Genomic DNA, 21,886 nt, shown 5'->3' with positions numbered 1-21,886 from the left:
CCGTGATCTTCAGCCCCGCCCTGATCGCCTATCGCCTGCTGACCCGCCTGATCGAGCCCCTGGCTCCGCGCCTGCTCGACGCCCGCGTCAAGCAGGGCAAGGAGGACCCGCAGCGCGTCGACGAGCGCCTGGGGCTGGCCGGCGTGGCCCGCCCCGCCGGTCCGCTGATCTGGATTCACGGCGTCAGCGTGGGAGAGGCCCTGTCCATCCTGCCGCTGGCCGAGCGCATCCGTAAGGACCGCCCCGACGTGACGGTTCTGGTCACGACCGGGACGCTGACCTCGGCCCAGGTTCTGGCCAAGCGCCTGCCGTCCGGCGTCATCCACCAGTTCGCACCCGTCGACAGTCCCGGCGCCGTCGCCGCCTTCCTCGACCACTGGCGACCCACCGTCGGCGTCTTTGTCGAGAGCGAGCTGTGGCCCAATCTGCTGATGGCGGCGAAGAAGCGCGGCGTCGCCCTGGCTTTGGTCAGCGCCCGCATCACCGACAAGACCACCGAGGGCTGGAAGAAGGCCCCCGGCATGGCCCGCGCTCTGATGGCCTGCTTCGCCCACGTCTGGCCTCAGGATCAGGCCAGCGCCGACCGGCTGACATTACTGGGCGCCCGCGTTGACGGTCAGGTGAACCTGAAGCTGTCGGGCGAGCCCCTGCCCTATGACCAGGGCGAGTTCGGCCGTCTGTCGGCCCTGATCGACGACCGCCCCGTCGTGGTCGCCGCCAGCACCCACGAGCACGAGGAAATGGCCATCGTCGGGGCGCTGGATCATCTGGCCGACCGGCTGTTCCTGATCGTCGTGCCCCGCCACCCGGATCGCGCCGACGAGATCGCGCGGTCGCTGGCCCAGGACGGCTACAGCTTCGCCCGGCGCAGCCAGCGCCAGCCGATCACGGATCAAACCGACATCTATCTGGCCGACACGCTCGGCGAACTGGGCCTGTTCATGCGGCTGGCCGATGTGGTGGTCATGGGCGGGTCGTTCGCGCCCGCGCTGGGCGGCGGGGCCGTCGGCGGGCACAATCCGCTGGAGCCTGCGCGTCTGGGCAAGCCGGTCGTCACCGGCCCCGACGCCAGCAACTGGGCCGCCGTGACCCGGATGCTGAAGTCATCCGGGGGGCTGATCTCGGTGCTGTCGCCGGCCGAACTGCCGGGCATCGTCGGCCCGTTGCTGGCCGATGCCGACGCGGCGCGCGACATGGGCGAACGCGGCCGCCGCGCCGCCGCCGAGGCCGCCGCGGGGCTGGACCGGCTGTGGCTGGCGCTTCAGGCCCATCTGCCCGCCGCCCCCACGCGAGGCCGTCGATGAAGCTGAACACCCCCCGCTGGTGGTATAGCCGCGACCGCCGCCATGCCCCGGTGGCGCGCATGCTGCTGAAGCCCGCCTCGTGGATCTGGGCCGGCGTCACCGCCCGCCGCATCGCCCGCGCCACTCCGGTCGATCCCGGCGCGCCCGTGATCTCGGTCGGCAATCTGACGGTCGGCGGCTCGGGCAAGACGCCCGTCGCGCGCGAAGTGCTGCGCCTGCTGCATGCCCGGGGGATCAAGGCCGCCGCCCTGTCGCGCGGCTACGGCGGGACGCTGGAGGGACCGGTTCAGGTCGATCTGGCCGTGCATACCGCCGCCGACGTGGGCGATGAGCCGCTGATGCTGGCCGCCGACGCCCCCGCCTGGATCGCCCGCGACCGCACAGCCGGGGCCAAGGCCGCCGTCGCCGCCGGGGCCGAGGCCCTGGTGCTGGACGACGCCCATCAGAACCCGGCGCTGAAGAAGACCCTCAGCCTGATCGTCGTGGACGGCGAGACGCGCGGCGACGAATGGCCCTTCGGCGACGGCTCGGTGTTTCCCTCCGGCCCGATGCGCGAGCCATTGAAGGCCGGGCTGGCGCGGGCCGATGCGGTCGTCATCCTGCTGCCTGCCGACCTGGCCGAGGCCGACCCCGAACTGGTCGAAACCTTTGGGGACCTGCCTGTCTTAATCGCCCGGCTGGAGCCCGCCGTCGCGCCGCCGCCCGGCCCGCAGGTCGGCTTCGCCGGCATCGCCAAGCCGTGGAAGGTGGAGCGGTCGCTGATCGCCGCCGGCTGCGACCTCAAGGAGTTCGTGCCCTTCCCCGACCACGCGGCCTTGTCAGAGCGCGACTTCGCCCTGCTGACGGATCGGGCGGCTCTGTTCGAGGCCGGTCTGGTCACGACGGAGAAGGACTGGGTGCGACTGCCGCCGGAATGGCGTCAAAGGATCGTCGCCTGGCCCGTCACGGCGCAATTCGCCGACGAGGCGGCGTTTCAAACCTTCCTGACGCGGAATCTCAGCCTTAGCCGTCCCTGAAAATGGATCTTGATGGGCAAAACCATCCCTAAGTGACGAGATTTTACAATCCTGACCTTGGTCTTCGGCCCCAAGCCCGACCTTAAGCGTTATGGGTGAATGACCTCTCGGAGCGTCCAGTAAAATGAAGATCGCAGTTCTAGACGACGACCCAGTCCAGCTGGAGACCATTTCCAGCGTGGCGCAGGCGGCCGGCTATCGTCCCGTGCTTTTCTCGCGGGCGCAGGCGCTGATCTCGGCGCTGCGCAAGGATACCTTCGACCTTCTGATTGTGGACTGGAACCTGCCTGATCGTTCGGGTCTGGAAGTGCTGGCCTGGGCGCGGACCAATCTGAAGCCGCCGCCGCCCATGCTGCTGGTCACCAGCCGCGCCGAGGACGAGGACATCGTCGCCGGTCTGAACGCCGGGGCCGACGACTACCTGCCCAAGCCCCTGTCGCCCGCCGTGCTGGAGGCGCGCATCAACGCCCTGATGCGCCGCGCCTACGCCCAGCCTTCGACGCCCGGCGCCGAGATCCACGGCGATACCGTCTTCCACGACTCGTCCAGCGCCGTGACGCGCAACGGCAAGACCGTGGTCCTGACGGCCAAGGAATATGCCCTGGCCCAGTTGCTGTTCCGCAACCTGCACCGCGCCCTGTCGCGGACCTATATTCTCGAGACCGTCTGGGGCAACGAGCCCAATCTGAACAGCCGCTCGCTGGACATGCACATCTCGCGCATCCGCACCAAGCTTGAGCTTCGCCCCGAACAGGGCTTCCGCCTGACGCCCATTTACAGCTACGGGTATCGTCTGGAACGCGTCAGCGCCGTTGAGGCCCTCATGGGCGACATCGCGTCCGAGGACGCATAAGAGGCGACACCATGAACAGAAACCGGATGATCATCGTCGGCCTGACGGCGGCGCTGCTCACGGCTTCTCCCAGCTTCGCCCAGAACAGAGCCGCGCCCCGATCCGCGCCAGCCGTCGTGCCGGTCGAGACGCTCGACTATGTGGTGCGGCCCGGCGACACCCTGATTGATCTGGCCGCCGCCTATCTGAACCGCCCCTCCGACTATCGCCGGGTTCAGCGCGACAATCGCGTGGCCAACCCGCGCCGTCTGCCCGTCGGGCGCACCCTGGCCATTCCGGTGTCGCTGCTGCGCGCCGATCCCGATCAGGCCCGTATCTCCAGCTTCAGAGGCGCCGTCACCCTGAGCCAGGGCGGACGCGCGGCGCCGCCGACGCAGGGTCAGGCGGTGTCCGAGGACGCCGTGCTGACCACCGGCGCCAACGCCTTCGTCCGACTGGCCCTGTCGGACGGCAGCCATGTGGTCGTCCCATCCAACAGCCGCGTTCGTCTTTCCCGCTTGCGGCGCTACGCCCTGAACGGGGCCGTGGATCACGCCATGACCGTCGAAGCCGGGCGAGCTGAATCCCAGGTCACGCCGCGTCGGCGCCCCGGCGGCTTCGTGGTCCGCACCCCCGTCTCCGTCTCCGCCGTGCGCGGCACCGAGTTCCGCGTCGCCTTCAACGACGCCGCCGACCGATCGGCCACCGAGGTCATCGAGGGCGTCGTCGAAGTCGATTCGGGCGATGGCCTGAGCGAAGCCGTCGCCGTCGCCGATCAGGGAGTGTCGACCAGCCTGACGGATACACGCCTGCTGCCTCTGCTGCCCGCGCCCGCCCTGGCGCAGCCCGACGAGGTCCAGTCCGGCCCGGTCGTGGACTTCACCCTGACGCCGCTGGACGGCGCGGCCGCCTATCGCGGGCGTCTGGCCACGGACGCCGGCATGATCGACGCCTTCGCCGAGGCCGACAGCGCGCCGAACACGCCGCGACTGTCGTTTGGCGATCTGGCGGACGGCGCCTACTTTCTGCGTCTCGGCGCCCTGTCGCCCGAAGGCATGGAAGGCCGCAACACCACCTACAGCTTCATCCGCGCCCGCAACGGCGTCGTCGGCCTGACGTCCGGCAGCGAGACCCGCGACAACCGCCGCTTCTATCGCTTCCGCTGGGAGGCCGAGGGCGAGGGCGAGGCCCGCTTCCGCTTCCAGCTGTCGCGTGAAGACGCCGAGGGCCGGGCCGAGGGACCGCCTCTGGTCGATCAACCGGGCGTGGCCGAACAGGCCTTCACCCTCAGCGACCTGCCGCCCGGCGTCTATACCTGGCGGGTGCAGGGGTCGCGTCATCGCTTCGGCCGCCTGCTTCAGGCCTGGTCCGAGCCCCAGCAACTTCGCATCGGGCGCTGATCCGTGCCGGCGCGAGGCTGGCTGGGCGCTGGCCTGACAGGCCGACGCGCCCTGATCGAATGGGGGCTGGTGGCGGCGGTCACGGCCCTGCTGGTCGGCTGGCTGGCGCTCACCCCCGCCGCCGACCGCGCCGACAACCTGATCTATGACGGCCTGATCCGGTTACAGGACGGCCCCGCCGACCCGTCCATCGTCATCATCGCCATCGACGACCGCAGCCTGAACGCTCTCGGCCGCTGGCCCTGGACGCGGACGGTCCACGCCGCCCTGATCGACCGTCTGACCCAGGCCCAGCCCCGCGCCGTGGCCTATGACGTCCTGTTCACCGAGCCCGAAGCCGGCGACGCCGCCCTGGCCGCCGCCCTGGCCCGCGCGCGCGACGTTCACCTGCCCCTGCTGGTCGAGGCCCCCGGCGAGAACGGCGCCGCCTGGCAGGTCAGCGAACCGGCGTCCGATCTGGCCCGCGCCGCCGCCAGCCTGGGCCACGTCAACATGATCGTCGACGGCGACGGCGTGATCCGCCGCGTGCCGCTCTACATGCAGGCGGGCGCTCACAGCTGGCCGCAGTTGGTCCTGCCCCTGGCCGAGACGGCGGGGGCCGCGCCGCCCGCGCCGCGCCCGGACACGGACAGCGGCGAGGCCCTGATCGCCGCCGCGCCTGAAGCCATCGCCTATCGCGGCCCGCCCGGACGGTTCAGCACCCTGTCCTTCGTCGACGTGCTGAACGGCGAGGTTCCCGCCGACTTTCTGAAGGACAGGCTGGTTCTGGTCGGCGCCACGGCGCCCGGAATGGGGGACCGCTACGCCACGCCCGCCGCGCCGCACGGCGAACTGAGCCCCGGCGTCGAGATCCAGGCCGCCCTGCTGCAGACCCTGCTGGAGGGCGGCGGTCCGCGCACGCTCAGCCCGCCCTGGGTGCTGGGGTTGTCCTTGCTGCCGCTGGCCCTGCTGATCGGCGGTTTTCTGGTGCTGCGCCCCCTGGCCAATATGGTGCTGGGGGCGGGGCTGATCGTCATGACGCTGGGCCTCAGCGCCGTCGCCTTCCTCAGCGCAGGCCTGTGGTTTCCGCCGGCTGCGGCCATCGCGGGCCTGGCCACGGCCTATCCCTTCTGGAGCTGGCGTCGCCTGGCCGCCGCCTCGGCCTATATGCAGAGCGAGGTCGAGGCGTTTCAGCGCGAGGCCGCGCCCATCCCGATCGCCGGCCTGACCCCCGCCGTCATCGCGCCGCGCCACGGCGACGTCGTCGCCAAGCAGGTGGACACCCTGCGCGCGGCCCTGAAGCAGTTGCGCGACCTCGACCGCTTCATCGCCGACGCCCTGCGCAGCCTGCCCGACGCCACCGTGGTCGCCGCGCCGGACGGCCGCGTGCTGGTGGCCAATGATCGGGCCCGCGCCCTGTTCGGCGCCGCCCTCGGCCCGGATGCCGGTCTGGGCGACCTGTTCCTGACCCTGGGCGAGCCGTCATGGCGTCGCTTCATCACCGACGAGGCGAACGACCTCGGCGATATTCTGGCCCCCGGCGGTCAGGTGCTGAAGGTGGCGGCGGCGCCATTGACCGACGCCGAAGGCCGCCCGGTGGGCCATATCGTCCGCTTCGCCGACATGACCGGCTTCCGCGTCGCCGAACGCCAGCGCGAACAGGCCCTGCAACTGCTCAGCCACGACATGCGCGCGCCCCAGGTGTCGATCCTGACCCTGCTGGAAGGCAGACAGGACCGCGCCGACCCCGCTTTCGAACGCCGCATCGGCGACTATGCCCGCCAGACGCTGGATCTGGCCGAGGGCTATGTCCAGCTGGCCCGAGCCGAGTCCCAGCCCTATCGCAGCCTGGTCCTGGATCTGGGCCAGGTGCTGATGGACGCCGCCGACACCCTGTGGCCCCAGGCCTCAGCCAAGGGCGTGACCATCCAGACGCCCGACAGCGAGGAAGAGCATCTGGTTCAGGGCGACCCGGCCCTGCTGCGGCGGTTGCTGACCAACCTGCTCGACAACGCGCTCAAATACGGTCCGGCGGGCGGCGTCATCACCTGCACCCTTGAGGGCGGCGAAGAGGATGGGCGTCCGACCCTGATCGCGCGGATCAGCGATCAAGGCCCCGGATTGTCCGAAGAAGCTCAGCGGCGTCTGTTCCAGCCCTTCGGTCACGGCGACGCCGATGCGCGCGGGTCCGGGCTGGGCCTGGCCTTCGTGCGGACGGTGGCCCGGCGTCACGGCGGTCAGGTGATCTATGAGGCGGGGCTTGTCGGCGCCACCTTCGTTCTCACCCTGCCCCGGTTCATCGAGGCGGACGCGGCCTAGGGTTTCATGGGGCCGCAGGCAGTTCCGCGACCACGGCCTGGGCCAGGGCGTCCAGGGAGGCGTCCGCCTGGCGATCCCCGACCACGGTCACGGCCTGGGCCTGATAGGCGGTCGGCGCGGCCCCGGGTCCGTTCAGGGTCAGGCTGAGGACATGGGTCTTGCGCCGGGCCGACCACCATTGCGGCAGAACCGGCGACGCGGTCCACTCACCTTGACGCGCCGCGTCGTCGGTGAAGGCGCCGGTGCGCTGGGGGCGAACGCCATAGGCGATCTCGATCAGCCAGTCGGCGCTCTTGTCGCCCTCACGCCAGCCCCTTGCCTGGAGTTGGCGCCGCACGGCGGCCGTCGCGGCGGTGACATCCGGCGCTCCGGCGTCGGGGACCGCCAGCCGATAGGTCGCCGCGCCGGGTTGGAACGCCGCAGGCGGGGTGACGTCAATGCGCGGCCCCGCGGCGCACCCGGACAGGGCGGCGGCGGCGGCCAGGGCGATCAAGAGGGAGGAAGAACGGGCCATGGCTCACTCTAGCCCGCAGAACACGGTCGAGCCATGGCCGTCATCAACAGGTCAGTCCTGACGGAAGACCTGGCCGCTCTTCATCACGAAGCGGACGCGTTCCAGTTCGGTCACGTCGCTCAGCGGGTCGCCCGAGACGGCGATCAGGTCGGCGGGCATGCCCGGCGCCAGACGACCGGCCTCGTTCGAGATCTTCAGGTGTTCGGCGGCGCCGACGGTGGCGGACTGGATGGCCTCCAGCGGGGTCAGACCGGCGCGGACCAGCAGGGCGAACTCCTGGGCGTTGTCGCCGTGGGCCGAGACGCCGGTGTCGGTGCCGAAGGCGATACGGACGCCGCCGGCATGGGCGCGGCGGGCCATGTCCAGCATCTTGGGTCCGGCTTCCAGCGCCTTGGCGGTCTGGGCGGGGGTGAAGAAGTTGTCCGGGCTGGCGGCGATGCGGGCCACATAGTCACCGGCCATCAGGGTCGGGACCAGCCAGGCGTTGTGCGCCTTGAACAGCCGCATGGACTCGTCGTCCAGATAGGTGCCGTGCTCGATGGAATCCCCGCCCGCCTTGAGGAAGGCGTTGATGCCATCGACGCCGTGGGCGTGGGCCGTGACCTGGCGTCCCATGCGGTGGGCCGAGGCGACGATGGCGGCCAGTTCGTCCTCGCTGAACTGCTGGGCCAGACCGGCGGCGGTGTTGGACAGGACGCCGCCGGTGGCGGTGATCTTGATGATGTCGGCGCCGCTGCGGACCTGAAGGCGCACCGCCCGCATGCAGTCCTCAGGTCCCGAGCAGATGCTCTCGGGCGACATCAGGTGAAGGATGTCGTCGCGATAGCCGTTGGCGTCGCCGTGACCGCCATGGATCGACACGGCCGAACCCGAGGCGATGATGCGCGGCCCCGGCACATCGCCGCGCCGCACCGCGTCGCGCAGGGCGAAGATGGCCTCGTTGCTGGCCCCCAGGTCGGCCACCGTGGTGAAACCGGCGTTCAGGGTGCGGCGCGCGAACCGAGCGCCGACCATGGCTTGGGTCGCGTCCGACTGCGTCACGCCGTCCAGCCGCGAATTGGGGCTGGATTCGCCAGTCAGGTGGACGTGGCTGTCGATCAGACCCGGCAGGACGAAGGCGCTGCGCAGATCGACCACTTTTCCGTCGCCGACGAAGCCGTCGCGGATTTCGACGATCTGGTTCCCTCTGATCACGAGAGTTTTATCGCGCAGGACGCGACCGCTGGCGGGATCGGCCAAAAGCCGCCCGACTTGGACGAACGTGGTCGGCTGTTCCGCCGAAACGGCAGCGACCGCAGGGGCTTGTCGCGCTTGGGCCGAGGTGGCGGCCAGAACGGCAGCGGTCACAATCAGAGCCAGTTTCTTCATCGGTCCCTCCCAGAACTCCAGATTTCACCTTACGCCCTTCGCGGCTTTCGCCAAGGCTCAGGTTGCGTCGTTACGCCCCTTCGTGAAACAAGCCGTCACAGTTGTTTAATCGTGCGAGGGGCGTCGCATGCGGCTTTCCAGACGTGGCTTGATCTTGGGCGGTTCGGCCCTGCTGGCGGGATGTTCTTCCGCCGCCTCTACCGTTCAGCTCGCCGGCGTCACGCCTGCCAGCCTTCCGATCGTTCCGGTCCCGACCGTCGCGCCGCAGCCCGCCACCTTGGCCAGGGCGACCGGCCCCGCCATCGACCCGCACGGCATCGTGCGCAAGGACCTGATGGAGCGCGCCCAGGCCGCGCTGGACACTCACGGACACAAGATTTCCAGGCGCGACCGAATGTATCTGGTCGATTTCCAGAAGTTCTCGGGCGAGGACCGCTTCTACGAGGTCGATCTGGAAGGCGGCTGGGTCACGGCCTATCGCACCAGCCACGGGCGCGGCTCGGACCCGGCGCACTCGGGCTTCGCCCAGCGCTTCTCGAACCAGATGGACAGCCATATGTCGTCCATCGGCGCCTACGCCACGGCGGGCGCCAGCTGGGGATCTCAGCAGGGGCCGAACGTGCTGCTGGACGGGCTGGAGTACTCCAACAACCGGGCGCGCGAGCGGGCCATCATTATCCACGGCGCCGACTACGCCGACCCGGCCTTCCTGGCCCGCGAAGGCAAGCTGGGCCGGTCCTACGGCTGCTTCTCGGTGTCGCACGCCGACCTGGCGCCGCTGCGCGAACGCATGGGCGAGGGCCGGCTGCTGTTCGCCATGGCCTGATCGTTTGATCGTCACCCTCGGACTTGTTCCGATGGCCTATCGTTCGGCCAGGCCTCACATCCAAACGGGAGGCGCAGCTTCAGCGCCAAGCGCCGCGTCAAAGACCGCCATGGGCCCTCGGGACAAGCCCGAGGGTGACGTAAAATATTAGATCAGCGCGACCGTGCCTATCGCGGCTCCAGCGCCCGCCAGCCGATGTCGGTGCGGTTGAAGCCGCCGGGCCAGTCGATCCTGGCGATGGCCTCATAGGCGCGTTCGCGCGCCTCGGCGATGTCGGCGCCGTAGGCGCAGACGTTCAGCACGCGACCGCCGGCGGCGACCAGGGTCCCGTCGTCGCGCTTCCTGGTTCCCGCGTGGAAGACCTGGACGTGGGGGCCGAAGTCCTGATCGGCGCCGCGAATGACCGAGCCTTCCAGCGGGCTGTCGGGATAGCCCTTGGCCGCCATGACCACGCAGATGACCGTGCCGTCCTTGAACCGCGGCGCCGGGGCCTTGGTCAGGTCGCCGCGCGCGCAGGCCAGCAGCAGGGGCACGATGTCGCCGTCGAAGCGCATCATCAGCACCTGGCATTCCGGGTCGCCGAAGCGGGCGTTGAACTCGACCACCTTGGGGCCTTCGCTCGTCGCCATCAGCCCGGCGTAGAGGACGCCGCGATAGGGCGCGCCCTCCTCCGCCATCTTCTGGATGGTCGGCTGCACCACGCGGTCGTTGGCGGCCTGCACCAGTTCGGGGGTGAAGACCGGCGCCGGGGAATAGGCCCCCATGCCGCCCGTGTTCGGACCCAGGTCGCCGTCGAAGGCGCGCTTGTGGTCCTGGGCACCGCCGAACAGGACGGCCCGCTGGCCGTCGCACAGGGCGAACAGCGAGCCCTCCTCGCCGTCCATGAACTCCTCGATGACGACGCGCGCGCCGGCCGAGCCGAAGCGCCCGCCCAGCATCCGCTCAATCTCGGCCTCGGCGTCCTGCCTGTCGGGGCTGATAGCCACGCCCTTGCCCGCCGCCAGACCGTCGGCCTTGATGACATAGGGGGCGGAATAGTTGTTCAGCGCCGCCTTGGCCGAAGCGGTGTCCTCATAGACGCCGTAACCCGCCGTCGGGATGCCGTGGCGTTGCAGGAAGGCTTTGGAGAAGGCCTTGGAGGTTTCCAGCTGCGCCGCCTTGGCGGTCGGGCCGAAGATGGGGATGCCCGCCGCATTCAGCCGGTCAGCCAGACCCTCGGCCAGGGCCGACTCGGGGCCGACCACGACCAGGTCCGCCTTCATCTCGCGCGCCAGGGCGGCCAGGCCCTCGGCGTCGGTGGCCTTGAACTCGGGCCGCAGTTCGGCGTGCCGGGCCATGCCGGGGTTGCCGGGCGCGGCGACAAGCCGCGTGACCAGCGGCGACTGGGCGATCTTCCAGGCCAGGGCGTGCTCACGCCCCCCCGATCCGACGAGCAGAATGTTCATGATCGCGAAATGACCGGCCCAGCCGCCGCGGTCAAGCGGCAGAAAGGGTTACTGCGCCGGCGGGGTCCAGCGCGGCAGGGCCGCCAGCTGCTGCGCCGTCAGGTCGGTGGTGAGGTCCTTGTCGGCGCCGTTGTTGCGCGCCAGGCTGCGAACCTGATCGACAGGCACCTGCACCTTGACGTCGCCGGGGCCGTCCAGTTCGACCACGAGGTGGGTCAGCTTGCCCGAGGCGTCCAGCACCAGGACCTCGACATCGCCCAGGTCGGTGTTGTCGGCGGCGATCAGATCGGCGTCCTCAAGCTGCTGGCGCGACATGCCAAAGGCCAGGGCGGCGTTGGTCGTGGCCAGATCGGCGCGGTTCTCAGTCACCGGGGCGGGCTGCGCCCCCGACGCCGGGGCCTGAACCACGTCATCGGTGCGATTGTCGCCGCAGGCGGCCAGGGCCATCAGGGCGGCGGCGGAAACTGCGGTCAGGGCGATGGTCTTCATGAAGCTCTCCGTTTCAGAACAGGGCCGAGGCGACATAGATGGCCGCCCCCAGCAAGAAGATGACGCCGAGCACCAACCAGGGACTGACCGCGGGCGTTTGGCTGCGTCGCGACAGCTGCTGCTCTCGCGGCGCGCGGTCGGCGGGATCGGTTCCGGGCGGATCGGCGGGTTCCATGGTCAAGCCAACGAGCGGGGCCGCTGCCCGTTCCCGCCCGCGACGACACGGGCTAAGGTGACATCATGATCTCCGACGACGACTATGCTTTCGAAGGCCCCGCCGAGGCGCCCGCCGCCGCGCGGGACAACAACCCGCCCCTGTCGATCTCGGAGCTGAGCTTTGCGCTGAAGCGCACGCTGGAAGACCGATTCGGCCATGTGCGGCTGCGCGGCGAAATCTCCAAGGTGAGCCGTCATGCCTCGGGCCACGTCTATCTGACGCTGAAGGACGACAAGGCGGCCATCGACGGCGTGATCTGGAAGGGCGTAGTCCGGGGGCTGGGCGCCCAGCCGGAAAGCGGGCTGGAAGTCATCGTCACCGGCAAGATCACCTCCTACCCGGCGCGGTCCTCTTACCAGATCGTCATCGAGAGCATGGAGCCGGCGGGCGCGGGCGCCCTGCTGGCCCAACTGGAACGGCTGAAGGCGCGCTTGCGTGACGAGGGGCTGTTCGAGCCGTCGCGCAAGAAGCCGCTGCCGACCTTCCCGGCGACGATCGGGGTCATCACCAGCCCGACCGGAGCCGTGATCCGCGACATCCTGCACCGCATCGCCGAGCGCTGGCCGTGTCGCGTCATTGTCTGGCCGGTGGTGGTTCAGGGCGACGCCGCCAGCGGTCAGGTGGCCAAGGCCATTCGCGGCTTCGATCAGATGACGCCGGACGGGCCGATCCCCCGCCCCGACCTGCTGATCGTCGCGCGCGGCGGCGGCTCGGTCGAGGACCTGTGGTGCTTCAACGACGAGGGCCTGGCCCGGACCGTGGCCGAGGCCCGCATCCCCATCATTTCGGCCGTGGGGCACGAGACCGACACCACCCTGATCGACTTCGTCTCCGACCGCCGGGCGCCGACGCCGACCGGGGCCGCCGAGATCGCCACCCCGGTCCTGGCCGACCTGCGCTGGGCGCTGAGCGATCTGGAGGGTCGACTGGCCCGGTCGGGGTCGCGTCTGCTGGAAGACCGCCGCACGCGGCTGCGCGCCGCCGCGCGCGGCCTGCCCGCCCGGCCCGAAGACCTGCTGGCCCTGCCGCAGCAGCGGCTCGATCACGCCGCCAGCCGCCTTGGGTCGGGTCTGCATCGCAACGTCGCCGTGCACGAGCGCCAGTTGGCCGTGGTCGGCGGACGCCTGTCCAAGGGCCTGCTGGACCGCGCCATCGAGCGACGCGGCGACCGGCTGGCCGCCTATGCCGACCGCTTCGGCCCGGCGATGAAGCGGCGGCTGGATCGCGACGAGACCCGGCTGGCGGCCCTGTCACGGGCGCTGGCGACGCTGGACCCCAAGCGGCCCAAGCCCGGCTTCGCCCGTATCGAGGACGCCGAGGGCGCCATGATCGCCTGCGCCGCCGCCCTGTCGCCGGGCCAGGCGGTCCGCATCGTCTTCGGCGACGGCGCCAGGGAGGCGACCATCGACGGCGAACGCGTAGCCCCTCGGCCAGCCGCCACGCCTGCGCCCAAGCCCGCGCCCAAGCCCGTGCCGCGCCCGAAGGCGCCGACGGCAGGTCAGGGCGACCTGTTCTAACGCCTCAAGCGGACGCTGAACGCCGCGGGTTGAACTTCTTTCGGATCACAGTGATTCGGCTCTCGTCTCGCGCTGCGACCCGTGCCAATCATCGATCCATGACGACGCCTGCTTCGCCTCCCGTTTCGCCCTCGCCCGCCACGTTGCATTACGGCGACGGCGAGTTCGCCGTGCTGCGCCCCGGCGCCTATGTGGCCTGCGCCGTCAGCGGCGTGCCGATTCCGCTGGCCGCCCTGCGTTACTGGTCCGTCGAACGCCAGGAAGCCTACGCCAGTCCGCTGGAATTCATGGCCGCCGTGCGCGACGCCTGACGTCAGCGACCCTCCGCTTCTTGATGCCGTTCGGTCCTGCCGTCTGTCAGATTGTGTCGTAACCCATGTCCGCCTTGCAATCGCTCGACGTCCTGCTCGCGGACGACAACCCCAATATGCGGTCCATCATCTTCGCCATGCTGAAGTCCATCGGCGTGACCAAGCTGCGTGAGGCGGCCGACGGCTCGGCGGCGCTGGAGGCGCTGAACGCCCGTCCCGCTGATCTGGCCATCGTCGACTTCAGGATGCTGCCGGTGGACGGAGTGACCTTCACCCAGTTGATCCGCACCGCCCCGGACAGCCCCAATCCCTATCTGCCGATCATCATGATGACGGGCCATTCCGAGCACCGACGCGTGGCCCAGGCGCGCGACGCCGGAGTGACCGAGTTCCTGGTCAAGCCGGTCACGCCCCTGGCCCTGCTGACCCGTATCCAGTCCGTCATCCTGCATCCGCGCGAATTCATCAGAAGCGACAGCTATTTCGGACCCGACCGCCGCCGCACCCAGCCGGAAGCCTACGCCGGGCCGTTCCGGCGCGTCAGCGACGCCGTGATCGACTAGGTTTCGGCGATCTTCAGCGCCGCATAGACCTTGGCCGGCCAGCGCTTGTGGACCCAGAACCAGTCCACCGGATGCTCGCGCACCCGATCCTCGACGAAGCGGTTGACCGCCTGAACGCCGGCCAGGACGTCGGCGGCCTTGTCGCCCGTATCCGGCACGGTGATCGGCTCATGCGCGGTCACGCGGAAACGCACGCCGGGCAGGCGCACCACCGACAGCGGCTGGATCACAGTGCCGAATTTCAGCGCCAGCCGGGCCGCGCCGGGCGAGGCGTTGACCGGCTGACCGAAGAACTCGACCTCCGGCCCCTGATCGTATTTCTGATCGACCAGCAGGGCGACCGACTCGCCGCGCTTCATGCCCGCCATCAGCTCGCGCGTGCCGTCGCCCTTGGGCGCGAACAGCTTGATGCCGTACCGCGCGCGGCTCTGGCGAATCTGCACCTCGACGTAGGGATTATTGGCGGCGCGATAGGTGACCTGGCACGGCACGCCCGCCGCCAGGATCGCCGAGGCCATGATCTCGAAATTGGCCAGATGACCCGAGGCGAACACCACCGGGCGGCCGCTGTCCCGGATCGCGTGCAAACGCTCGAAACCGACCAGGTCGATGCGACCGCTGCTGGGCGTCAGGCGGTCCATGACCGCCATTTCGGCGAAGGTGCGCCCGGTCTGCTCCCACTGGTCAATCGCCAGGCGGTCGCGCTCGGCGGCGTCCATGTCGGGGAAGGCGATGCGCAGGTTGCGCGTCACCGTCCTGTGCGTGCCGGTCAGCGGGCCGAGCGTCCGCAGCAGCTTGCCGCCGAAACCCGACGCCCGCTCGACGCCCAGCGCCCGCAAGAGACCGAACAGCGCCGCGAAGGCGACCGCTTCCAGCCGCCAGTTCAGGTCCTGGAAGAACCCTATCTTTTTATGTGCGCTATCGCCCTTCGGGCTGCTTGAGCGCATATCGCTTGCGCTATCGCCCTTCGGGCTGCTTGAGCGCATGTCGCCTTCGCTACCGCCCGTCGGGCTGCTTGAGCGTTTTTGTTCTTCACCAGGCAATCGTCAGTCCGCCGTCCACGACCAGGGTCTGTCCGGTCACATAGGCCGAGGCAGGGCTGCACAGATAGACCGCCGTGCCCGCGATTTCATCAGGCTGGCCGATCCTTTTCAGCGGTGCGGGTTCCGTCACCGTCTTCAGCAGCTCCGGGTTCTCCCACAGGTATTTGGCGAAGTCGGTCTGAACCAGGCCCGGGGCGATGCAGTTCACGCGCACGTTCGACGGGCCGTATTCGACCGCCAGATTGCGCGCCAGCTGCATGTCGGCGGCCTTGGAGATGTTGTAGGCGCCGATCAGGGCGTTCCCACGAAGCCCGCCGATAGAGGAGATGATCAGGATCGCCCCGTCCTTGCGCTCCAGCATCTGCGGCGCGACCATCTGGATCAGCCAGTGGTTGGAGATGACGTTGTTCTGAAGGATCTTCTCAAACTGGTCGTCGGCGATGCCCGCCATCGGCCCGGCGTAGGGATTGGTCGCGGCGTTGCAGACAAGGATGTCGATCTGGCCAAAGGCGGCCTTGGTCTCGTCCGTCAGCCGTTGCAGGTCTTCTTTCGAGGCGATGTTGGCGGGGATGGCGATGGCGCGGCCCTCGCCGTGCTTCGCATTGATCGCGCCGGCGACCTCTTCGCAGGGCCCGGCCTTGCGCGAGGAGATGACGACGCGGGCGCCGTGTTCGGCCAGACGCTCGGCGATGGCCTTGCCGATGCCCTTGGACGAGCCGGTGATGATGGCGACCTTGCCGCTCAGATCAAACAATTCCACGCCTAAACCTCCCATTTGGTCGGATTTCTGTGTCCGAACCCTAGCCGTTACCTCTAGTTACCCTGATACTTGGCCGATTCCATACGGGAAAGGCGGTTCAACACCGGCCCCATGCGCAAGATTACCGGCGGTTTTCTGTTCTTCGGCTACCTCTTCCTGTCCCTGACCATCGGGGCGGCGATCTGGCGCGCCGGTATGGGCGCGGGCGCAGGCGCCGCCGGGGTGCTGGGCGCGCTGGGGGTTCTGGTCGGGCTGCACGCCGCCGTGTCAGGGGTTCTGGACCGTCGCGCCCTGCGCAAGGAGATCGCCAAGGTCCGCGAGGCGCACCGCTTGCTGGCCGATGCGATGGAGTCGACGCAAGGCGCCCTGACCGAGCTGGCCGAGGCCATCGAGAGCGGCGCCCTGTCCAAGACCGAGGCCCTGACCGGCGAGGTGCGGATGCTGGAGGGTCTGGTCCAGCAGATGAGCGAGTCGATCGACGAGCGTCTGGCGACCTCGCCCATCACCGCCGACACCTATGAGGGCCGTCGTCAGGTCCAGTCCAACACCCTGCTGAAGACCGTCCATGACGCCCTGACGGAAAACCGCATCGACCTCTATCTGCAGCCGGTCGTCACGCTGCCCCAGCGCCGGACCGTCTTCTACGAGAGCTTCACCCGCCTTCGCGACCCGTCCAACCGGGTCATGATGCCCGCTGAATACCTGTCGGTGGCCGAGGGCGAGGGCCTGCTGCCCGCCATTGACAACCTGCTGCTGTTCCGCTGCGCCCAGATCGTGCGCCGCCTGGCGCGTCAGGATCGCAAGGTCGGCGTCTTCTGCAACGTGTCGCTGGCCTCGCTGGGCGACGAGACCTTCTTCCCCCAGTTCCTCGACTTCCTCAGCCAGAACCGCGACCTGAAGGACGCCCTGATCTTTGAACTGGGTCAGGCGACCTTTGACGCGCGCGGCGCCGCCGAGGCCCGCAACATGGCCAAGCTGGCCGACCTGGGCTTCCGCTTCTCCATCGACAAGGTGCAGACGCTGGATCTGGACTTCGCCGACCTGCAACGCTCGGACGTACGCTTCATCAAGGTCGCCGCCGACCTGCTGATCGAGCAGCTGCTGGACCTGGACGGCGCCGCGCCCCTGCCGACCCAGCCCGACATCCAAGCCGCCGACTTCGCGCCCCTGACCCGTCGCTACGGCCTCGAACTGATCGCCGAGAAGGTCGAGAGCGAGAAGCAGGTGGTCGACATCCTCGAACTCGACATCGGCATGGGCCAGGGCCACCTGTTCGGCGAGCCCCGCGCCATCAAGGAAGCCGTCCTGGCCGAAACCGACCCGCCCGCCGAGTTCGTCCGCACCACGCTGAAGTCGGCCGAGCAGCGCCGCCGGTTCTAGGACCATGCTCACGCCGCGACTGATTGCAGCCGCCTGCTTGAGCCTGATGATCGCTGGGTGCAGCGATACGCCCGCCTTTCACCGCGAGAACCAACAGTATCTGGCCCGCTGCGTATCCGGCGAAGCTCTTGTCGTGGAATCACGGGATCAGGGCCGCACCCTGATCATCAGCGGCGTGACTTTTCCCGAGCAGACCGTTCAGTTCGTGCGCGGCAGCATTCTCGAGGACTACTATCGCAACGGGAACATCCAAGTCTGGCTCGATCCTGAGCTGAGGATCAAGCTCAAGGACGGGACATGGATCAGCTGCCCCTCGTGAACCACCGCCGATAACCGCCAGACAGCGACAGCCAACGCAGCGTTCATGCGCTCATGACCGACGCCGCTTATCCCCTCGACTGGCCCCGCATCGCCGATGATCTGAACGCCCAGGGTTGGGCGACTGTCGGGCCGCTGCTGACGCCCGCGACCTCTCAGGCCCTGCAAGCCCTCTACGACCAGCCCGAGCGGTTCCGCAGCCGTATACTCATGCAGCGGCACGGCTTTGGGCAGGGCGAGTATCAGTATTTCGACAATCCCTTGCCCGATCCCCTGCCCCGGCTGCGGGCGCGGCTCTATGCCGGTCTGGCGCCCATAGCCAACGGCTGGGCGGCGCGGCTGGAGCGGCCCGGCTTTCCCGACAGTCTGGATGAGCTGACCGCCCAATGCCGGGCGGCGGGCCAGACGCGGCCGACCTCGCTGATGCTGCGCTACGGCCCCGGCGACTACAACCGGCTGCATCAGGACCTCTATGGCGATCTGGTCTTCCCCTTGCAGGCGGCGATCCTGCTCAGCGATCCCGGTGATTTCGAGGGCGGGGAGTTCGTGCTGGTCGAGCAGAAGCCGCGATCCCAGTCACAGGCCCATGTCGTGCCGCTGAAGCAGGGCGAGGCGGTGATCTTCGCCGTACGCGAACGGCCGGTTGCGGGGGCGCGCGGCGACTATCGCGTGCAGATGCGCCACGGGGTCAGCAGGGTGCGGGCAGGCCGGCGGATGACGCTGGGGCTGATTTTTCATGATGCCAGTTGAGCAGCTTCTTTCCTCCCCATTTCATGGGGAGGTGGCGCGGCGCGCAGCGACGCGACGGAGGGGGCGGCGCTACACCCGTTAGCAATAGCGCGAAATCGGGACAGGGCGGCGTCGCCCCCTCCACCACTTCGTGGTCCCCCTCCCCATGGAATGGGGAGGAAAGAAAAGGCCCCTCCGCCGGAGCGGAGGGGCCTGATCCCTAGGCCTTCTGAGCGTCCAGCCAGCGGACGGCGTCGGCGTCGCGGGCTGACAGGTCGGGGAAGTCGGCGTCGGAGCCGACGTCAGGGACGCGGCGCCAGGAGCGGGCGCACTTGGGATGGTCGGCCAGCTTGACCTCGACGGTGACGGCGTCGCCGCCGACCGCCAGTTCTGCGCCCGAGGTGCGGAAGACCTCGGCGGCGTCCAGGCCGTCGAACGGCGCCAGCAGCTCAGCCGGGGCCGTGACCACCGGCCAGGCGTCCAGGGCGCCGCCGATCAGCTTGTCGCGACGGGCCGCTTCCAGCGCCTCGTTGACCACTTCCAGCACCGTGTTGACCCCGGCCCAACGCTCGGCCTCGGCCGGGTTGCGCCATTCGCCCGGCGTTTCCGGGATGACGCGGGCGCAGTTGGTGCCGGCTTCTGGGAAGCGGGTGGTCCAGGCCTCTTCCATGGTGAAGGGGGTCAGCGGGGCCAGCCAGGCGGTCAGGCGCATGAAGACCTCGTCCATCACCGTACGGACGGCGCGGCGGCGAACGCTGTCAGGACGGTCGCAATAGAGGCTGTCCTTGCGCACGTCGAAATACAGCGCCGACAGGTCGCCCGAGCAGAACTCCAGCACCGGACGGACCACGTCCTGGAAGCGATAGTCGCGGTAGGCCTCGCGGACCTGAGCGTCCAGTTCGTGCAGACGGTGCAGGATGAACTGTTCCAGCGGCGGCATCTGGTCGTAGGGCAGGCGTTCGGCCTCGTCGAAGCCGTTCAGGGCGCCCAGCAGATAGCGGACCGTGTTGCGCAGCTTGCGATAGGCGTCGACCGTGGTTTGCAGGATCTGCTTCCCGATGCGCTGATCCTCGGCATAGTCCACCAGGGCGACCCAGAGACGCAGGATGTCGGCGCCCGATTCCTTGATGACGACGGCCGGGTCGGTGGTGTTGCCACGCGACTTCGACATCTTCTCGCCGTTCTCGTCCTGGGTGAAGCCGTGGGTCAGGACAGCGTCATAAGGGGCGCGGCCGCGTGTGCCTGAACCCTCCAGCAGGTTGGACTGGAACCAGCCGCGGTGCTGGTCGGAGCCTTCCAGATAAAGGTCGGCGGGCCAGTGCGAGGGGCGGTCGCCGGTGTAGCCGTGAGCCGGATCGCGGGCTTCCAGCGTGAAGGCGTGGGTGCAGCCGGAGTCGAACCAGACGTCGAGGATGTCCTCGACCTTCTCGAAGCGGTCGGCGTCGTGCGCGCCCAGGAAGTCCGCGTCGGGCCGGTCGAACCAGGCGTCGGCGCCGCCCTCGGACACGGCCTTCAGGATGCGGGCGTCGACTTCCGGGTCATGCAGGGGCTGGCCCGTCTGCTTGTCCACGAACATGGCCAGGGGCGTGCCCCAGGCGCGCTGACGGCTGATCAGCCAGTCGGGGCGGCTTTCGACCATGGAGCGGATGCGGTTCTTGCCCGCCGCCGGGTGGAAGGCGGTGGCGTCGATGGCCGTCAGGGCCTTGTCGCGCAGGGTTGCACCGTCTTCCAGTTCTTCATCCATGCGGATGAACCACTGGGGCGTGTTGCGGAAGATGATCGGGGCCTTGGAGCGCCAGCTGTGCGGATAGGAGTGCTCCATCCGGCCGCGCGCCAGAAGATTGCCAGCCTCGATCAGCTTTTCCATCACCGCGCCGTTGGCGGGGCCGAACTTGCCGGTCTTCTTGCCCTCGGTCTCCAGCACCTTGAGGCCGGCGAACAGGGGGACGTGCTCGTAATAGGCGCCGTCGGCGTCCACCGTGTCCGGCACCTCGCGGTGGCCGTGGGCCAGCCAGACGGCGTAGTCGTCCGCGCCGTGGCCGGGCGCGGTGTGGACGAAGCCGGTGCCGGCGTCGTCGGTCACATGGTCGCCGGCCAGCAGGGGCACGGAGAAGCCGTAGCCCGAGTCCAGCGCCGCCAGCGGGTGGGCGCACTCCAGACCCGAGGGGTTGATGGCGTCGACGCGGGTAAAGCCGCTGATCTTGGCCGCCTTGAACACGTCCTCGGCCAGCTTGTCGGCGATGATGAAGCGGTCGCCCGGCTTGGCCCAGGGCTCGTAGTCCAGGCCCTCTTCCAGAGCCGTGACCTCATAGAGACCATAGGCGATCTCGGGGCCGTAGCTGATGGCGCGGTTGGCCGGGATGGTCCAGGGCGTGGTCGTCCAGATCACCACCGAGGGCGTGGCCGCGCGGAAGGACAGCAGGTCGTCGGGGTGGCTGTCGGTCGCGCCGACCACCGGGAACTTGACCCAGATCGTGGGCGAGACGTGGTCGTGATACTCGACCTCGGCGTCGGCCAGCGCCGTGCGCTCGACCGGCGACCACATGACGGGCTTGGAGCCGCGATACAGCTGGCCCGAGTTCTTGAACTTGTGGAACTCGGCGACGATGGCCGCCTCGGTCGAGAAGTCCATGGTGGCGTAGCGGTTGTCGAAGTCGCCGGTGATGCCCAGGCGCTTGAACTGATCGCGCTGCACGTCGATCCAGCCGGCGGCGTATTCACGGCAGGCCTTGCGGAACTCGGATTTGGAGACCTCGTCCTTGCGGCGGCCCTTGGCGCGGAACTGCTCCTCGATCTTCCACTCGATCGGCAGGCCGTGGCAGTCCCAGCCGGGGACGTAGTCGACGTCATAGCCCAGCAGGAAGCGCGAGCGGACCACGAAGTCCTTCAGCGTCTTGTTCAGGGCGTGGCCGATGTGGATGTCGCCGTTGGCGTAGGGCGGGCCGTCGTGCAGGACGTAGAGCGGCGCCTTCTGCTCTTGGCGCACAGTGCGCAGGTGGCTGTAGAGGTCGCCCCAGGCCGCGATGATCTCCGGCTCCTTCTTGGGCAGCCCGCCCCGCATGGGGAAGGGCGTCTCGGGCAGGAAGACGGTGTCGCGATAGTCGCGGCCCGATGCGTCGGAAGCGGTGTCGTTGGTGGCGTCGGCCATGGGGTAATCTTTGTCTTTAGCGCGGGCGCCGAGGAGGCGGCGCGGACGCAGTCTAGCGTGAAGGCCGTTGAACGGCATCGGCGATATTCGATCCCGACGTGCGCGGGGCTCTACGGCCCTGGCGCTACGCCGGGCGGCTAATCGAAATCGGACGGATCACGCGAACGGTCATGGTTGAAACCGTCTAGCAGAGGACCCCACCCCCACGCCATCCCCGCGCGGCCAAAGCTTGTCTTTGGTCACGGCTGACCAGATAGTCCTCTCTCAAGGTGGATGGGGAGCCTGGAATGGCCCGAACTGCGACGATGACGACCCGCTCGAAAGTCCTCTGGGGCGTGAGCCTTTCGCTGTGGCTGCTGGTCGGGGCTATCGAAATCAACACTTTCACCATGAACATGGGCGCCGTCA

The 21,886-nt window shown here is 68.9% G+C and carries 20 protein-coding genes; 12 read left to right on the top strand and 8 right to left on the bottom strand.

The genetic code is table 11. The annotated features are described in order from the left end of the window. Nucleotides 1-2: 2 nt before the first annotated feature. From DXK21_RS11220 to DXK21_RS11200, 5 genes are all read left to right on the top strand, one after another. Complete coding sequence (locus DXK21_RS11220; protein WP_114817861.1) at nucleotides 3-1,304, top strand: 3-deoxy-D-manno-octulosonic acid transferase; 1,302 nt, start codon at nucleotides 3-5, stop codon at nucleotides 1,302-1,304. Then, nucleotides 1,301-2,320 carry a tetraacyldisaccharide 4'-kinase gene (gene lpxK / locus DXK21_RS11215; RefSeq protein WP_114817860.1) on the top strand — a complete coding sequence of 340 codons (1,020 nt, stop codon included), beginning with the start codon at nucleotides 1,301-1,303 and terminating at the stop codon, nucleotides 2,318-2,320. Before DXK21_RS11220 ends, lpxK begins: the two co-directional genes overlap by 4 nt. Before the next feature lie 124 nt (nucleotides 2,321-2,444). Next, nucleotides 2,445-3,173 (top strand): response regulator transcription factor, encoded by a 729-nt coding sequence (locus DXK21_RS11210; protein WP_114817859.1) that lies wholly within the window; start codon nucleotides 2,445-2,447, stop codon nucleotides 3,171-3,173. An 11-nt stretch (nucleotides 3,174-3,184) separates the two neighbouring features. Beyond that, nucleotides 3,185-4,552 (top strand): FecR family protein, encoded by a 1,368-nt coding sequence (locus DXK21_RS11205; protein ID WP_114817858.1) that lies wholly within the window; start codon nucleotides 3,185-3,187, stop codon nucleotides 4,550-4,552. A gap of 3 nt (nucleotides 4,553-4,555) precedes the next feature. After that, nucleotides 4,556-6,850, top strand: a complete 2,295-nt coding sequence (locus tag DXK21_RS11200; protein WP_114817857.1) for a CHASE2 domain-containing protein — start codon at nucleotides 4,556-4,558, stop codon at nucleotides 6,848-6,850. Nucleotides 6,851-6,854: 4 nt separating this feature from the next. Here the strand turns inward: DXK21_RS11200 and DXK21_RS11195 are convergent, their stop codons facing one another. Then, nucleotides 6,855-7,364: a DUF4136 domain-containing protein gene (locus DXK21_RS11195; protein ID WP_114817856.1), complete on the bottom strand. Its 510-nt coding sequence runs from the start codon at nucleotides 7,362-7,364 to the stop codon at nucleotides 6,855-6,857. A 51-nt stretch (nucleotides 7,365-7,415) separates the two neighbouring features. Next, on the bottom strand, nucleotides 7,416-8,732 hold the full coding sequence (locus tag DXK21_RS11190; protein ID WP_114817855.1) for a metal-dependent hydrolase family protein: 1,317 nt from the start codon (nucleotides 8,730-8,732) through the stop codon (nucleotides 7,416-7,418). Between the two features lie 127 nt (nucleotides 8,733-8,859). Here DXK21_RS11190 and DXK21_RS11185 point away from each other — a divergent pair, with 127 nt between their 5' ends. Further along, nucleotides 8,860-9,558, top strand: a complete 699-nt coding sequence (locus DXK21_RS11185) for a murein L,D-transpeptidase catalytic domain-containing protein (protein ID WP_114817854.1) — start codon at nucleotides 8,860-8,862, stop codon at nucleotides 9,556-9,558. A 167-nt stretch (nucleotides 9,559-9,725) separates the two neighbouring features. Here DXK21_RS11185 and purD read toward each other — a convergent pair whose 3' ends face one another. From purD to DXK21_RS16675, 3 genes are read right to left on the bottom strand one after another with little or no spacing between them, the layout of a single operon-like run. Continuing rightward, the gene (purD, locus tag DXK21_RS11180; protein WP_114817853.1) at nucleotides 9,726-11,003 is read right to left on the bottom strand and encodes a phosphoribosylamine--glycine ligase; all 1,278 of its coding nucleotides are present in this window, start codon (nucleotides 11,001-11,003) and stop codon (nucleotides 9,726-9,728) included. A 48-nt stretch (nucleotides 11,004-11,051) separates the two neighbouring features. After that, nucleotides 11,052-11,492, bottom strand: a complete 441-nt coding sequence (locus DXK21_RS11175; protein WP_114817852.1) for a PRC-barrel domain containing protein — start codon at nucleotides 11,490-11,492, stop codon at nucleotides 11,052-11,054. Between the two features lie 13 nt (nucleotides 11,493-11,505). Further along, nucleotides 11,506-11,667 carry a hypothetical protein gene (locus tag DXK21_RS16675; RefSeq protein WP_170136962.1) on the bottom strand — a complete coding sequence of 54 codons (162 nt, stop codon included), beginning with the start codon at nucleotides 11,665-11,667 and terminating at the stop codon, nucleotides 11,506-11,508. 65 nt (nucleotides 11,668-11,732) lie between these two features. On the opposite strand from DXK21_RS16675, the gene xseA reads away from it, so the two are divergent. The 3 genes from xseA to DXK21_RS11160 all read left to right on the top strand — a co-directional run bounded on the left by xseA (nucleotide 11,733) and on the right by DXK21_RS11160 (nucleotide 14,100). Then, entirely contained in the window at nucleotides 11,733-13,226 is a 1,494-nt protein-coding gene (gene xseA, locus DXK21_RS11170; protein WP_114817851.1) for an exodeoxyribonuclease VII large subunit, read from the top strand. Between the two features lie 98 nt (nucleotides 13,227-13,324). Further along, nucleotides 13,325-13,537, top strand: coding sequence for a DUF2093 domain-containing protein (locus DXK21_RS11165; RefSeq protein WP_114817850.1), 213 nt, complete (start codon nucleotides 13,325-13,327; stop codon nucleotides 13,535-13,537). Nucleotides 13,538-13,602: 65 nt separating this feature from the next. Continuing rightward, nucleotides 13,603-14,100: a response regulator gene (locus DXK21_RS11160; protein ID WP_114817849.1), complete on the top strand. Its 498-nt coding sequence runs from the start codon at nucleotides 13,603-13,605 to the stop codon at nucleotides 14,098-14,100. On the opposite strand, the gene DXK21_RS11155 is transcribed toward DXK21_RS11160, so the two are convergent. After that, nucleotides 14,097-15,047: a lysophospholipid acyltransferase family protein gene (locus DXK21_RS11155; RefSeq protein ID WP_114817848.1), complete on the bottom strand. Its 951-nt coding sequence runs from the start codon at nucleotides 15,045-15,047 to the stop codon at nucleotides 14,097-14,099. The genes DXK21_RS11160 and DXK21_RS11155 overlap by 4 nt on opposite strands. A gap of 85 nt (nucleotides 15,048-15,132) precedes the next feature. Beyond that, nucleotides 15,133-15,903 (bottom strand): SDR family NAD(P)-dependent oxidoreductase, encoded by a 771-nt coding sequence (locus DXK21_RS11150; RefSeq protein ID WP_114817847.1) that lies wholly within the window; start codon nucleotides 15,901-15,903, stop codon nucleotides 15,133-15,135. Nucleotides 15,904-16,014: 111 nt separating this feature from the next. Here DXK21_RS11150 and tipF point away from each other — a divergent pair, with 111 nt between their 5' ends. Genes tipF through DXK21_RS11135 form a run of 3 tightly spaced genes read left to right on the top strand, consistent with a single transcriptional unit; the run spans nucleotide 16,015 to nucleotide 18,351 of the window. Then, a complete protein-coding gene (gene tipF, locus DXK21_RS11145) occupies nucleotides 16,015-17,283 on the top strand; it encodes a flagella assembly cyclic-di-GMP phosphodiesterase TipF (RefSeq protein ID WP_114817846.1) in 1,269 nt (422 codons plus the stop codon). A gap of 4 nt (nucleotides 17,284-17,287) precedes the next feature. Continuing rightward, nucleotides 17,288-17,602 (top strand): hypothetical protein, encoded by a 315-nt coding sequence (locus DXK21_RS11140; RefSeq protein WP_114817845.1) that lies wholly within the window; start codon nucleotides 17,288-17,290, stop codon nucleotides 17,600-17,602. Between the two features lie 53 nt (nucleotides 17,603-17,655). Then, nucleotides 17,656-18,351: a 2OG-Fe(II) oxygenase gene (locus DXK21_RS11135; protein ID WP_114817844.1), complete on the top strand. Its 696-nt coding sequence runs from the start codon at nucleotides 17,656-17,658 to the stop codon at nucleotides 18,349-18,351. A 199-nt stretch (nucleotides 18,352-18,550) separates the two neighbouring features. On the opposite strand, the gene ileS is transcribed toward DXK21_RS11135, so the two are convergent. Continuing rightward, complete coding sequence (gene ileS / locus DXK21_RS11130; protein WP_114817843.1) at nucleotides 18,551-21,478, bottom strand: isoleucine--tRNA ligase; 2,928 nt, start codon at nucleotides 21,476-21,478, stop codon at nucleotides 18,551-18,553. Between the last annotated feature and the right edge of the window lie 408 nt (nucleotides 21,479-21,886).

The organism is Brevundimonas bullata, assembly GCF_003350205.1.
Lineage (GTDB): Bacteria > Pseudomonadota > Alphaproteobacteria > Caulobacterales > Caulobacteraceae > Brevundimonas > Brevundimonas bullata.
Note: the sequence above shows the minus strand (reverse complement) of the source record. Positions and strands in the feature narration are given on the sequence as shown.

Bases quoted from the DNA above. Each gene is read 5' to 3' on its own strand.
- DXK21_RS16675 (WP_170136962.1), bottom strand. From the start codon at position 11,667: ATGGAACCCGCCGATCCGCCCGGAACCGATCCCGCCGACCGCGCGCCG.
- ileS (WP_114817843.1), bottom strand. From the start codon at position 21,478: ATGGCCGACGCCACCAACGACACCGCTTCCGACGCATCGGGCCGCGAC.
- DXK21_RS11195 (WP_114817856.1), bottom strand. From the start codon at position 7,364: ATGGCCCGTTCTTCCTCCCTCTTGATCGCCCTGGCCGCCGCCGCCGCC.
- DXK21_RS11210 (WP_114817859.1), top strand. From the start codon at position 2,445: ATGAAGATCGCAGTTCTAGACGACGACCCAGTCCAGCTGGAGACCATT.
- DXK21_RS11140 (WP_114817845.1), top strand. From the start codon at position 17,288: ATGCTCACGCCGCGACTGATTGCAGCCGCCTGCTTGAGCCTGATGATC.
- tipF (WP_114817846.1), top strand. From the start codon at position 16,015: ATGCGCAAGATTACCGGCGGTTTTCTGTTCTTCGGCTACCTCTTCCTG.
- DXK21_RS11175 (WP_114817852.1), bottom strand. From the start codon at position 11,492: ATGAAGACCATCGCCCTGACCGCAGTTTCCGCCGCCGCCCTGATGGCC.
- DXK21_RS11185 (WP_114817854.1), top strand. From the start codon at position 8,860: ATGCGGCTTTCCAGACGTGGCTTGATCTTGGGCGGTTCGGCCCTGCTG.
- DXK21_RS11190 (WP_114817855.1), bottom strand. From the start codon at position 8,732: ATGAAGAAACTGGCTCTGATTGTGACCGCTGCCGTTCTGGCCGCCACC.
- DXK21_RS11155 (WP_114817848.1), bottom strand. From the start codon at position 15,047: ATGCGCTCAAGCAGCCCGAAGGGCGATAGCGCACATAAAAAGATAGGG.
- DXK21_RS11165 (WP_114817850.1), top strand. From the start codon at position 13,325: ATGACGACGCCTGCTTCGCCTCCCGTTTCGCCCTCGCCCGCCACGTTG.
- DXK21_RS11205 (WP_114817858.1), top strand. From the start codon at position 3,185: ATGAACAGAAACCGGATGATCATCGTCGGCCTGACGGCGGCGCTGCTC.
- lpxK (WP_114817860.1), top strand. From the start codon at position 1,301: ATGAAGCTGAACACCCCCCGCTGGTGGTATAGCCGCGACCGCCGCCAT.
- xseA (WP_114817851.1), top strand. From the start codon at position 11,733: ATGATCTCCGACGACGACTATGCTTTCGAAGGCCCCGCCGAGGCGCCC.
- DXK21_RS11135 (WP_114817844.1), top strand. From the start codon at position 17,656: ATGACCGACGCCGCTTATCCCCTCGACTGGCCCCGCATCGCCGATGAT.
- purD (WP_114817853.1), bottom strand. From the start codon at position 11,003: ATGAACATTCTGCTCGTCGGATCGGGGGGGCGTGAGCACGCCCTGGCC.
- DXK21_RS11160 (WP_114817849.1), top strand. From the start codon at position 13,603: ATGTCCGCCTTGCAATCGCTCGACGTCCTGCTCGCGGACGACAACCCC.